The organism is Paraburkholderia sp. SIMBA_027 (genome assembly GCF_046535315.1).
Lineage (GTDB): Bacteria > Pseudomonadota > Gammaproteobacteria > Burkholderiales > Burkholderiaceae > Paraburkholderia > Paraburkholderia tropica.
In genome coordinates this window covers 95,008-106,879 of record NZ_JAWRWY010000010.1, presented here as the reverse complement: position 1 = coordinate 106,879, position 11,872 = coordinate 95,008, and the positions used below count along the sequence as shown (strand labels likewise).

Sequence of the window (11,872 nt, the reverse complement as noted above, 5' to 3'; positions counted from 1 at the left end):
GCGCGTTTCGCGATATTCCCGCATGGTGCATTCGTGAGACTTGAAGCCCCCACGATACGCAACGCCCCGCAAATCGCGCGATAATTCCCCTCCCACCGCGCACATTCAGCGGGACGAACACGCCCGGCACCGCTCGTCCCGACCTTCGCCCGACCATGAAACCGCATCATCGCGCCATTGCCACGGCGCTGTTCGCCGCCGCGCTGTTCGGCGCCGCCACGCCGCTCGCCAAGGCGCTGCTCGGCGCCATGCCGCCGTTCATGGTGGCGGGCCTCTTCTATCTCGGCAGCGGCGCGGGTCTCGCCGTTGCGATGCTGGTGCGCCGCTTGAGTCGACTGAGCCGGACCGCCGACGCCCCGCCCGACCACGCCCCGCTGCGCCTCGCCGAACTGCCGTGGCTCGCGGGCGCAATCGCCGCGGGCGGCGTCGCCGGGCCCGCGTTGCTGATGCTCGGGCTCGTCAGCACGCCTGCCGCCACGAGTTCGCTGCTGCTCAATCTCGAAGGCGTGCTCACGGCGTTGATCGCCTGGCTGTGCTTTCGCGAAAATTTCGATACGCCGATCGCGCTCGGCATGGCCGCCATCGTCGCGGGCGGCGTGCTGCTGTCGTGGACCGGATCGGGCGCGCATGCAGCGGGTTCGCCGGGCGTCGCGCCCGGCGCGCTGTTCGTGGCGGCGGCCTGCCTGTGCTGGGCCATCGACAACAATCTGACGCGCAAGGTCTCCGCCAACGACGCCATGACGATCGCGTGCATCAAGGGCCTCGTGGCGGGTCCGGTGAATCTGGGCGTAGCGTTCTGGCTCGGCGCGCACTGGCTCGACGCCGCGCGCGTCGCGGGCGCGATGGCCGTGGGTTTCGCGGGCTACGGCGTGAGTCTCGTGCTGTTCGTGGTGGCGCTGCGCGATCTCGGCTCGGCGCGCACCGGCGCGTATTTTTCGGTGGCGCCGCTGTTCGGCGTCGCGCTCTCGCTGGGCATCTGGCCCGAGCGCCCCGCCGTCACGTTCTGGCTCGCGCTCGCGCTGATGGCGTTCGGCGTCTGGCTGCACGTGCGCGAGCGCCACGAGCACGAACACACGCACGACATGCTCGATCACACGCATCGGCATCGTCACGACGCGCATCATCAGCACGATCACGATTTCGACTGGGACGGCACCGAGCCGCATACGCACGCGCACCGGCATCTGCCGCTCACGCATACGCACGCGCATTTCCCCGACGTGCATCACCGGCATTCGCATTGAGCGCAGGCGCGTGAAATCGCGCGCAAACAGCCAGCGTGGGAGATTGAGATTCAGCGCGAAGCGGCGGCTTCGAAGGTGGATGGACTTGCAGGCGACTCGTCCGACGTATCAAAGCCCCAATCGCCGTATTCGAGCCAGTCGTCGCCGAGCAATTCGACGGGATGCTGGGTGCGGCTGGAGCCGTTGCCGCAACTGAGCGACGCGGCGGGGCAATAGCGGTCGCAACCCCAGCAGACACGCTCGGGATGCGAGGGATGCAGCGGAAATTTCCTGGCCATGACAGTGCGTGAAACAATCCAGACGATATAAAAATCAATATAGTCCGCCTGCAAAAGCACTCCAGAGACGCATTGCCGCAGTACGCTCTCGCCGATTCCACCCTGAATAACAAGTTCAAAAACGACGTGTGGAACATAACCGCGCCACGCGCGCCCGATTCGGCGGTGCGGGACGGGACTGGCAGTTAGTTGCACTTTGACGCGACGATCACTTTCCCGCCCAGACCACGTCGCCATCGACCGAATAGATCCGGCAGCCTTCGTGGCCGTTGCCGCATCGCACCAGCGCCTCGCTGATCGCATCGACGCCCGACGCCGCGCCCCATGCGCCGTCCGGCGCAATCGCGAACGCACGCGGACGGACCGTCGCCAGATACTGCTCATACGCGCGCCGCCCGGGCGGCTGCAAAAACGGCACCGCATTCACGTTCTGCAACGCGGCGAACTGCGTGCGCGGCGGCGCATCCGGCTGGCGCGGCCAGACCACGGTCTTGTCGATCGCATAGATCTGACAGTACTGCGAGGTCTGCCAGCAGCGCGCGAGAGCCGTGCGCGCCGGATCGAAACCGCCCGACGCCCAGATCGCATCCGTGCTGCCGATCGCCAGCGCACGCGGCAGCGGCGCCGCCAGAAACCCCGCATAGATCTTCGCCTTCTGCTGCGCGCTCAGGAACGGCACGGCCGCCAGGTCGTCGAGCGAGGCGTAACCGCTCGGCCGCGGCGCCGCGCGCGGCAAATATTCAGGGGCGACTTCGCGGCCCGGCAGACCGATGCCCGCGAGAAACGCATCGGCTTTTTCGACCCACAGCGGCAGGCCCGCGCCCGAGGCCGTCATCGCGTGCGCGTCTTTCTGGAACGCACCGTAATCGACGAGTTCGGCGTGCGCGCCCGCCGCCGTGTAGCGGCTGAACATGCCGTGCCACGTCGCGCTCGAAAAGATCTGATCGTTGTCGCCGTAAAACCAGATCGACGGCAGCCGCGTGCGCGCGCCGAGTTCGGCGGCACTCGCGATCAGGCTCGCGTCCGGCTGGCTGCAATCGCTCTCCTTCACGCCGCCCGCGAAATTGAGCAACCCTTTCACGTCAGGCGGATTCGCCGCGCCGAACACCAGCGTGTTCCAGCCGCCCATGCTCTTGCCCGCGACGACGATGCGCGTGGCGTCCACGCCCGGCAGCGTCTTCACGACGTCGAGCACCTTGCGGATATCGCTCGCGGCATCCGCGCCGATGGCGAGCACATTGCAGCCGTGCGGCGTCATATGGCCGCCCGATTGCGCGAAGCCGCGCATCATCGGCATGGCGACGGCGTAGCCGCGCGACAGGAAGTACCACGGGATGAACTGATCGGCGACGCGCGGCGCATTCGGCGGATCGTCGGACGCGCCGTGATTGACGAGCGCGAGCGGAAACGGGCCGCCCTGCGCGGGCATATACACGGTCACTTCGAGATTGACGCGCGGCGAGGCCTGCACGGGCACGCGCAGGATCTTTTCATTGAGCGGCGCGGCGGGCTCGACGTCCGGGTCGTAGGTCGGCAACGCGGCGTGCGCCAGCGTCGCAAGACAAACGAAAGCCATCAGAACGAGGGAAACCGTAAGTTTCAGGCGTGACGTCATTGCGGGTTGATTTTGGGAACGGGCTACGCGCGGCGCTGCTGGACGCATCGCGTTCATCCTCGCCATCCTTCAGCCCGCGCGCCGCTACGCCGTGCTCTACGGCACGTTCGCGGAAAACTTGAGCGCGTGAAGCGAATCGCTTGAACGACGCCAGGACAGTGCCAGGTTACAAGGACATAACAAGCGCATCGATCATCCAATTTACTTCGGCATCCAGATTAATATCCAATCCACCCAATCTTCGCTGATACGGATGGGCGAGCGCATCGAACGTAGCGTTAGGTGCGTTTATTCAAGCTCATTCACTTCGTTAGTTGCATTAACAACTTTATCTGCGTTGCGATGCCGACTACGCTGGCGGCGAGCGCACCGAACCGCTAACATCGTCGCCTTTTCGTATTTCCGCGCTCGCGCATTCGCCCGATGAAGGCCCCGCTTCTAACCGCCCTCGCCCTCGCTTCGGGCAACACCGTGACGTGGCTGCTCGGCCTGCGCGTCGTCGGCGCGATCGACTGGCTGCCCGACTGGTATCGGCTGCATCATTGGGGCGACACGACCGTGATCGTGCTCGCCACGTTCTCGCTCTATCTGATGAGCCGCGCGCCGCTCAAGGCCTATGCCGTGCATTGCCTCTCGCTGTTTCTACTGTGGGAAATTCCGACCGTGCTCTATGGCGTCGAACGACTCGCCGGGCCGCCGATGCCCGACGCCGTGCACGCGCAGATTGCGCCGTTCATCGCGGGCAGCCTGATTCTGTTGACGGCCGCCTCGACCGTCGCGGCGGCCACGTATGTTGCGCCGCGCCGTAAAACCCGGCGCAAGCGCTAACGCGTTTCGCGGCATACTGGCACCTCCATCCGCCCGAGGATCGCACGCGATGACCACCACGCCGACGAATCCCTCCGCCCGCATCGACGAACTGATCGCCGGCATCGACGACTGGCGCGGCGCCACGCTCGCCGCCGTGCGCGCGTGCATGCGCGGCGCCGACGCCGCCATCGTCGAAGAATGGAAATGGATGGGCAGCCCGACCTGGTCGTGCGACGGACTCATCGCCGTCGCGAACGCGCACAAGGGCAAGGTCAAGGTGACGTTCGCGCACGGCGCGGGCCTCGCCGATCCGGACGGGCTGTTCAATGCGGGACTCGAAGGCAACGCGCGGCGCGCCATCGACTATGCCGAAGGCGACAAGGTCGACGCCCGCGCGCTCAAGCGGCTCGTGCGCGCCGCCATCGAATACAACCGCGCGCATTTGAAGAAGAACGCGAAGACAAAGGGCGCGTAACGCCGTGCCAGTGACGGCACGCGACTACGCTCGAAAACGTTCGCGCACCGTTCAAACCAGCGCCTTGCCCGCCTCCACATCCGCCAGCCGATCGACCGGCACGCGATGCCGACGCGCCGTGAGATCGGCGACGATCGACAGCGCGATCTCGGGCGGCGTGCTGCCGCCGAGATACAAACCGACCGGCGCACGCAGCGTGTCGAGCGCCGCTTGCGTCACGCCGAACAGTTGCAGGCGCTCGCGGCGCGCCGCGCTGTTGCGCCGCGAACCGATCGCGCCGACGTAGAACGCGGGCGTCATCAACGCTTCCATCAGCGCGAGGTCGTCGAGCTTGGGATCGTGCGTGAGCGCGATCACGGCCATGCGCGCGTCGGGGCGCATCGCGAGCACGGTGTCGTCGGGCATCGTGCGCACGCGCGCGACGCCGGCCACGCGCCAGTCGTCGAGATACGATTCGCGCGGATCGCAGACCGTCACCGCATAGCCGAGCGGCAGCGCCATCGTCGCCACGTACTCGCTCAACTGGCCCGCCCCGATCAGCAACAGGCGCCACGACGGCCCGTGCATCGTGGTCAGGCGCTCGCCGTCGAAGCTGAATGCGTCCGCTTGTGTACTTGACTGCACGCGCACGAGCGTCACCGCGCCGCTGCGCATGTCGAGCGTGCGGCGCATCAACTGCCCTTCGCGCAACGCCACGAGCAGCGCATCGAGCCGGCTGTGCGCGCCAAGCGTTTCGCACGCGAGGCGCATCGTACCGCCGCAAGGCAAGCCGAAGCGATGCGCTTCGTCGGCGCTCAGTCCATATTCGAGCGTCGATGCACGCGCGCGCGGCGGCCCTTGCGCACGCAGACGCTCGACGAGATCGTCCTCGATGCAGCCGCCCGACACCGAGCCGACGAGGTGGCCGTCGTCGCGCAAAGCCATCAGCGAGCCGAGCGGACGCGGCGACGAACCCCACGTGCGCACCACCGTGTAGAGCCACGCCGTGCGGCCCGCCGCCAGCCAGCGCGCCGCCGTTTCCAGCACTTCGCGATCCGCGTCCTGCATGCTCACGTCTGCCTCCGTCACGGGATACTGCGCGCGTTGACGATCGCGCCGCTCAATGCGTCTGTGCGCGCACGCGCGCCGACGCGCTTTCCAGATCGCGCCACGCGGGTTCGTCCGGCGCATAACGCGCGCGGATATAGCTCGCGAGTTCGGCCATCTGGCGATCGTCGAAACTGTCCTTGAAACCGGGCATGTAACCGAGCCCTTCGGTCGCGGGCTGCTCGATGCCGTTCATCAGCACGTGCAGCAGATTGTCGGGGCTCGCGTGGCTCACGCTCGTGTTCAGGCCCATCAGCGGACGCACGCCGAAATGGCCCACGCCGCCCGAGGCCGCGTGACACACCGCGCACGCCGCTTCGAACATGCGCTGGCCGTTCTGGAAACCGAGCGTGGTGAGCGCATCGGCATTCGCGCCTGAGGCGCGTGCAGCGGCGGCCTGCGCGGCGGCGGCCGCTTCGACCGGCGGCGACAGCGATGCGATGTAATGCGCGATGGCGCGCACGTCCGCTTCCGGCAAATCGGCGAGCCCCGCGACGACGGGCGCCATCGGCCCCGCCGCCACGCCGTGCTCCGGCGAAAAACCCGTGCGCAGATAGGCGAACAGCGCGTCTTCGGTCCACGGCACGGGCGCGCCGCTTTTGCCGACCTTGCTGTTCGTGCCCGCGTGCGCGGCCACGAGCGACGGCGCGTCCCAGCCTTCGGCGCTGCCGCCCGCGAGATAGGCGAAGCCGCCCTTTTCCGCGCCGAGCGCGTTGCGCGGCGTGTGGCACGCGCCGCAATGGCCCGCGCCGTCGACGAGATATTTGCCGCGATTCCAGAGCGCCGAGCGTTGCGGATCGGGCGCGTACTGCGCGTCGTCGTGGAAGAGCCAGTTCCAGCCCGCCACGAGGCGGCGCTGATTCATCGGGAACGGCAGCTTCGTTTCGGGCGCGGCCTGCTTCACGGCCGGTTGCGACATGAGCCACGCGTAGAGCGACATCATGTCGGCGTCGCTCATGCGCGCGAACGACGTGTACGGAAACGCGGGATACAGATGGCGACCGTCGCGCGCAATGCCCTGACGCATCGCACGCGCGAACGCTTCGTAAGTCCACGCGCCGATGCCGGTCTCGCGATCCGGCGTGATGTTGGTCGACCAGACGGTGCCGAACGGCGTCTCCAGCGCGAAGCCGCCCGCGTTGGTCGCGCCGCCGGGCGCCGTGTGGCACACGGCGCAATCGCCCGCGATGGCGATCTGCCGACCGCGTTCGAGCATCGCGGCGCTCCATGCGGAGGCGTCGGCGTTCGCGCCTGCGGGCAAGGGCGCGATCGACGCGGGACCGGGCAGCATCGAGCATGCGAGGCCGATCAGCCCGCCCGCCACGCCGCCGATGCCGCCGCCTGCAAGCCAGCGTTTCCAGCGCGAGGGACGGCGTTGCGCGGCGGGTGCATCGAGCGCCACGGCCGGACCGGCCGCCGCAAACGCGCGGCGCAGCGTGTCGGGATCGAACGGCGGCGCGCGAAAGCGCACGCCCGTGGCGTCGTAGAGCGCATTGGCGATGGCGGCCGCCGCGGGCGCGCTCATCTGATCGATACGATTTTCGTCTTGATCGTTGCGACTTTGAATTAATCCGGATTCCGAATCGATTGACGAATCGAATGGCGAATCGATCAGGTCATGCGAAACCGAAGGCTGATTGCCGGCTGGCGAGCCGGTTTCGTCGTGCGTGGCGCGAGCGAGGCGACGCACGCCGGTTGCGCGCGCGATGGCCTCTTCGATCTGCCATGCGGGCATGCCCGTAAGCGCGGTCTGATCCGGCGTACCCGCGCCTTGACCGGCCACGACGCGCCGCACAGCGATATCGCCGGTTGCACGATTGACATCGAGATCGACGACCCATGCGGACCAGCTTGCCGCCTGTTTCACCGATTTCACTGGTTGCGCCGACGTGCTCTTATCCGCGTAATCGAGTGCAGGCGTTGAAGGCGGTGCGTGATCGTCGGCACGTTCGCCATCGAAGGCAAAGCCGCGCCCGCGCACCCACGGCGAGTCGGGTTGAGCCGCCGCGGCCACTGGCGCGCCCCACGCCGCGCGCTCGCTGACCATGCGAATGACTTCGCGCGCACCGGCGTCGCGGTTCGCGTCGAGATGATCGAGACGCAACGCGACTGCATCGCGTTGCGCGTCGTGCGCGATTTCGTCGATAAACGATTCGCGCGCGAACGCATGCGCCTGCGAGGGAATCGCGCACGCGGGATCGTCCACGGCGATGCTGGCCTGCACATGGCGATACAGCAGCGGCGGCAGCGCCGCGCTTTCCGCATGCACGGCTTCAGCTTCGGCCTGCGCGTCGAGACGCGCGCGGTAATGCCACTTCGTCATCGTGCCATCAGCGGCGAGACGCGCTTCGACGGCCAGTTGCGCATCGGCCTCGCGACCTTGCGCGGGCCACGCGTAATCCGCGCGACGCAGCGTGCCCGATTGCTGCGCGTGCGCGTCCGTGTTCATCGCCGTCAACGCCGCATCGGCGCGCAAGGCCAGCCCTTGCGGATCGTCCTCGCTCATCGCGCTTCGCTTCCCTGCTCGTTTTCTACTTTATCCGCCTGCTGCAGATACAGCGCCGCGCGCTTCACGGCGCGCACGATCTCCAGATGCGTGCCGCAGCGGCACAGATTGAAGCGCAGCGCGTCGCGTATCGCGCCTTCATCGGGCGACGGATTGCGCGCGAGGAGCGCGGTCGCGCTCATGATCATGCCGTTGAGGCAATAGCCGCACTGCGCGGCCTGTTCGTCGATAAACGCCCGCTGCACCGGATGCAGCGCGCCGAGCGTGCCGAGTCCTTCGAGCGTCGTCACTTCACGCTCGCGCGCCGCCGCCACCGGCACCACGCACGAACGCGTCGGCTGGCCGTCGACGAGCACTGTGCACGCGCCGCATTGACCCAGCCCGCAGCCGTACTTCGGGCCGTTGAGTTCGCAGTCGTTGCGCAGGATGTAGAGCAGCGGCGTGTCGGGCGTGACGCCCTCGATGGTGCGCGTCGTGCCGTTCACGCCGAGCGTGAGCGGCCCCGCGAAGGAAGCGGAATGCAACATGAACTGACTCGAATTTAAGGTGAGCACGGGCTGCGTGGCACAGGGCATGACTGGCGACAACCCGCTCCACCGCCCTGCGCGGCGTTCGACGAACGCGCGCACAAGACGTTATAACCCGCCGAAATTCGGCGCGCACGCGTGTGATGCACGTGATCCACGCGATGCACGTTATGCCGTGGCGGCCTCGCTGGCGCTCGGCGTGCGCTTCGCCTGCGGCGCGACGAGCGGCGTGTTGAACACGTCGTACGCGAACACCCACGCCGGGTCTTCGTTCGTGCGCAGCCACGTATTGTTGTGCGAGACGAGTTGCACCTTCGACGCGCGCTCGGCCCGGTTCGCCTCGTACAGCGCGAACGCACCCGCGTAATCGGTCGTGCCCACTTCGTCGAGGCAGCGCGTGAGCATGGCCGCATCCTCGATCGCCATCGCCGCGCCTTGCGCCATATGCGGCTTCATCGGATGGCAGGCATCGCCGAGCAGCACGAGACGGCCACGGCTCCAGAGCGGCAGCGGATCGCGTTCGAGCAGCGGCCACTTGGTGATCGACGGCGACACGTCGATCAGGTTCAGCACATCCGGGTGATACCCGTCGAACGCTTCGCGCATTTCCTCGCGGCTGCTTTCCATCATCGAAACGCCCGTGGGCCATTCGGCTTGCGGCACGCCCGTGACGTAGTAGTACTCGTCGCGCTTCTCGGTCACGTAATAAACCATCATGTGACGGTCTTCCGACCACCACTTCACGCACATGTCGTACGCGCGATTGCCGAGCAGCGACGCGGAAAACACCGCGCGATGCGCGACATAACCCGTATAACGCGGCGGTTCCGCGCCCAGCAGATGCTCGCGGATCTTCGAGTTCACGCCGTCCGCGCCGATCACGATGTCGGCGGTTTCCACGCTGCCGTCGGCGAACGTCAGGCGCACTTCGCTGCCCGTATCCTCCACCGCGCTCAGGCACTTGCCGAACGCGATCGTGCCCGGCGCGACAGCGTCGGTCATCAGCTTGTGGAAGTCGCCGCGATGCACGGTCAGGTAGCTCGCGCCATAGGTCTTGAGCGCGTAGTCGCCGAGCGGAATCTGCGAAATCGCTTCGGCCGTTTTCGAGTCGCGGCTGTACCAGTAATCGGGGTGCGAGCCCATGACGTTGAGCGCGTCCTCGCAGCCGATGCGACGCATGATCTTCATGACGTTCGGCCCGAGGTGAATGCCCGCGCCGAGACGCGAAAACGCGGGTGCCTGCTCGTAAAGGCGGACGTCGTGGCCGCGGCGCTGCATCAGCGCGGCGGCTGCCACGCCGCCCAGGCCTGCGCCGATGATGGCGATACGGGGTTTGCTCATGATTTCTCCAGGTCGTGCGCCCACGCGGCAAACGCGCCGCCGGGTCGGGTTGAGTTCGAGGTCTGCCGAGGTGAAATGTAGCGTACACATTAGAAAATAAATCAGCAAGCGGAAACTTTCCCTGGTCGTATCGCGGACTGAAACAGCATTAAATCGCTATATATGAAGCAATGCACGTGAACGATTAATTTTCCACGTTGCACATTTAAAACGTACACACTAGACTTTGCCAAGATTTCGACGACGCCTGCGCCCGCCGGGTTTCGTCGCCGCCCAACTGCAATGGAGTGAGCGTCATGAGCAAGACCTACCGCATCGGCCAGATCGTGCCGAGCTCGAACACCACGATGGAAACCGAGATTCCGGCGATGCTGCGTCTGCGCGAAGCGATCCGCCCCGAGCGCTTCACGTTCCATTCGAGCCGCATGCGCATGAAGAAGGTCGTCAAGGAAGAGCTGGCCGCAATGGATGCAGAGTCGGACCGCTGCGCTGTCGAGCTTTCCGATGCGCGCGTCGACGTGCTCGGTTATGCGTGCCTCGTCGCGATCATGGCGATGGGCCGCGGCTATCACCGCGTTTCGCAGGCGCGTCTCACGAAGCACACGGCGGAGAACGGTGCGGCCGCGCCGGTGCTCACGAGCGCGGGCGCGCTCGTCGACGCGCTCAAGGTGATCGGTGCGAAACGCATCGTGGTGGTCGCGCCGTACATGAAGCCGCTCACGGAACTCGTGGTCGATTACATCCGGCACGAAGGCTACGAAGTGCTCGACTGGCGCGCGCTCGAAATTCCCGACAACCTCGAAGTCGGCCGTCACGATCCGGCGCGCCTGCCCGAGATCGTCAAGACGCTCGATTACGCCGATGCCGATGCGATCGTGCTGTCCGCCTGCGTGCAGATGCCGTCGCTGGCCGCCGTCGCGAAAGTCGAAGCGATGACCGGCAAGCCCGTGATCACCGCCGCCATCGCCACCACCTACGCGATGCTGCGCGAACTCGATCTCGAACCCATCGTACCGGGCGCGGGCGCGCTGCTTTCGGGCGCGTATTGAGCGGCCGTCTTTTATCGATCCGTCACGTAGTCACGCAGTAACGCAACCGGAGCCCTCATGTCCAGCACGTTTCTCTACGGCGCGAACGTTCACGCGAACGGCATCCGCCAGCACTATCTGCGCTACGGCGGCGCGCAAGGCGAACGCGCCGCGCGGCCCGCGGTTATCGTCATTCCCGGCATCACGAGTCCGGCCATCACGTGGGGCTTCGTCGGCGAGGTGTTCGGCGCGACGTTCGACACCTATGTGATCGACGTGCGCGGACGCGGCCTCTCCGAAGCATCGGCCACGCTCGATTACGGTCTCGATGCGCAAGCCGCCGACGTGGTCGCGCTCGCCGCCGCGCTCGGGCTCGAACGCTATGCGCTGGTCGGTCATTCGATGGGCGCGCGCATCGCCGCGCGTGCCGCGTTGCAGGCGAACGGCGCGCTCGAATCGGTAGTGCTCGTCGATCCGCCGGTCTCGGGTCCGGGACGTCGCGACTATCCGGGCAAGCTGCCGTGGTATGTCGATTCGATGGCGCTCGCGCGTCAGGGCATCGACGCCGAAGGCATGCGCGCGTTCTGCCCCACGTGGACCGACGAAGAATTGCGTCTGCGCGCCGAATGGCTGCATACCTGCGACGAGCGCGCCGTGCTCGCCTCGTACGCGGGCTTCCATACCGACGACTTCCACGCGGACGCCGCGCAACTGACGCTGCCCGCGCTGCTCATCACCGCCGGGCGCGGCGACGTGGTGCGCGACGAAGACGTCGCCGACTTGCAGCGCGCCACGCCCGCGCTGCAGCACGTGCGCGTGCCCGACGCGGGCCACATGATTCCGTGGGACAACGCCGCCGGTTTCTACGCGGCATTCGGCGACTTTCTCGGCGCACCGCTCGCGCAGCAAGCCGAATCTGTTACCGCCGCCGTTACTGTTTAAACCGCAACGCTCACCGGAGA

The 11,872-nt window shown here is 66.8% G+C and carries 11 protein-coding genes; 5 read left to right on the top strand and 6 right to left on the bottom strand.

Annotated features, from left to right (window positions below; all coding sequences use genetic code 11):
• The first annotated feature begins 155 nt into the window (after positions 1–155).
• Positions 156–1,244 (top strand): DMT family transporter, encoded by a 1,089-nt coding sequence (locus SB764_RS19805; RefSeq protein ID WP_410864485.1) that lies wholly within the window; start codon positions 156–158, stop codon positions 1,242–1,244.
• A 50-nt stretch (positions 1,245–1,294) separates the two neighbouring features.
• Here SB764_RS19805 and SB764_RS19800 read toward each other — a convergent pair whose 3' ends face one another.
• Both SB764_RS19800 and SB764_RS19795 read right to left on the bottom strand, forming a co-directional pair.
• Positions 1,295–1,522, bottom strand: coding sequence for a DUF3079 domain-containing protein (locus SB764_RS19800; RefSeq protein WP_065059059.1), 228 nt, complete (start codon positions 1,520–1,522; stop codon positions 1,295–1,297).
• 208 nt (positions 1,523–1,730) lie between these two features.
• Complete coding sequence (locus SB764_RS19795) at positions 1,731–3,098, bottom strand: dienelactone hydrolase family protein (protein ID WP_321919399.1); 1,368 nt, start codon at positions 3,096–3,098, stop codon at positions 1,731–1,733.
• A 462-nt stretch (positions 3,099–3,560) separates the two neighbouring features.
• Between SB764_RS19795 and SB764_RS19790 the strand changes: the two genes are divergently transcribed.
• Entirely contained in the window at positions 3,561–3,965 is a 405-nt protein-coding gene (locus SB764_RS19790; RefSeq protein WP_183715493.1) for a hypothetical protein, read from the top strand.
• Positions 3,966–4,014: 49 nt separating this feature from the next.
• A complete protein-coding gene (locus SB764_RS19785; protein ID WP_065059056.1) occupies positions 4,015–4,422 on the top strand; it encodes a DUF1801 domain-containing protein in 408 nt (135 codons plus the stop codon).
• 51 nt (positions 4,423–4,473) lie between these two features.
• On the opposite strand, the gene SB764_RS19780 is transcribed toward SB764_RS19785, so the two are convergent.
• The 4 genes from SB764_RS19780 to SB764_RS19765 form a co-directional block, all read right to left on the bottom strand.
• Positions 4,474–5,469: an XdhC family protein gene (locus tag SB764_RS19780; RefSeq protein WP_110326595.1), complete on the bottom strand. Its 996-nt coding sequence runs from the start codon at positions 5,467–5,469 to the stop codon at positions 4,474–4,476.
• Positions 5,470–5,521: 52 nt separating this feature from the next.
• On the bottom strand, positions 5,522–7,957 hold the full coding sequence (locus SB764_RS19775; protein WP_181440948.1) for a cytochrome c: 2,436 nt from the start codon (positions 7,955–7,957) through the stop codon (positions 5,522–5,524).
• Between the two features lie 53 nt (positions 7,958–8,010).
• Positions 8,011–8,541 (bottom strand): (2Fe-2S)-binding protein, encoded by a 531-nt coding sequence (locus SB764_RS19770; RefSeq protein ID WP_110326327.1) that lies wholly within the window; start codon positions 8,539–8,541, stop codon positions 8,011–8,013.
• Positions 8,542–8,709: 168 nt separating this feature from the next.
• A complete protein-coding gene (locus tag SB764_RS19765) occupies positions 8,710–9,882 on the bottom strand; it encodes an FAD-dependent monooxygenase (RefSeq protein ID WP_065059053.1) in 1,173 nt (390 codons plus the stop codon).
• A 296-nt stretch (positions 9,883–10,178) separates the two neighbouring features.
• Between SB764_RS19765 and SB764_RS19760 the strand changes: the two genes are divergently transcribed.
• On the top strand, positions 10,179–10,931 hold the full coding sequence (locus SB764_RS19760; RefSeq protein WP_065059052.1) for an Asp/Glu racemase: 753 nt from the start codon (positions 10,179–10,181) through the stop codon (positions 10,929–10,931).
• Positions 10,932–10,988: 57 nt separating this feature from the next.
• Positions 10,989–11,852: an alpha/beta fold hydrolase gene (locus SB764_RS19755; RefSeq protein WP_074985083.1), complete on the top strand. Its 864-nt coding sequence runs from the start codon at positions 10,989–10,991 to the stop codon at positions 11,850–11,852.
• Positions 11,853–11,872 lie beyond the last annotated feature (20 nt).

Excerpts from the sequence above, each read along its gene's own strand:
- SB764_RS19805 (WP_410864485.1), top strand. The coding sequence starts at position 156 with ATGAAACCGCATCATCGCGCCATTGCCACGGCGCTGTTCGCCGCCGCG.
- SB764_RS19800 (WP_065059059.1), bottom strand. The coding sequence starts at position 1,522 with ATGGCCAGGAAATTTCCGCTGCATCCCTCGCATCCCGAGCGTGTCTGC.
- SB764_RS19795 (WP_321919399.1), bottom strand. The coding sequence starts at position 3,098 with ATGGCTTTCGTTTGTCTTGCGACGCTGGCGCACGCCGCGTTGCCGACC.
- SB764_RS19790 (WP_183715493.1), top strand. The coding sequence starts at position 3,561 with ATGAAGGCCCCGCTTCTAACCGCCCTCGCCCTCGCTTCGGGCAACACC.
- SB764_RS19785 (WP_065059056.1), top strand. The coding sequence starts at position 4,015 with ATGACCACCACGCCGACGAATCCCTCCGCCCGCATCGACGAACTGATC.
- SB764_RS19780 (WP_110326595.1), bottom strand. The coding sequence starts at position 5,469 with ATGCAGGACGCGGATCGCGAAGTGCTGGAAACGGCGGCGCGCTGGCTG.
- SB764_RS19775 (WP_181440948.1), bottom strand. The coding sequence starts at position 7,957 with ATGAACACGGACGCGCACGCGCAGCAATCGGGCACGCTGCGTCGCGCG.
- SB764_RS19770 (WP_110326327.1), bottom strand. The coding sequence starts at position 8,541 with ATGTTGCATTCCGCTTCCTTCGCGGGGCCGCTCACGCTCGGCGTGAAC.
- SB764_RS19765 (WP_065059053.1), bottom strand. The coding sequence starts at position 9,882 with ATGAGCAAACCCCGTATCGCCATCATCGGCGCAGGCCTGGGCGGCGTG.
- SB764_RS19760 (WP_065059052.1), top strand. The coding sequence starts at position 10,179 with ATGAGCAAGACCTACCGCATCGGCCAGATCGTGCCGAGCTCGAACACC.
- SB764_RS19755 (WP_074985083.1), top strand. The coding sequence starts at position 10,989 with ATGTCCAGCACGTTTCTCTACGGCGCGAACGTTCACGCGAACGGCATC.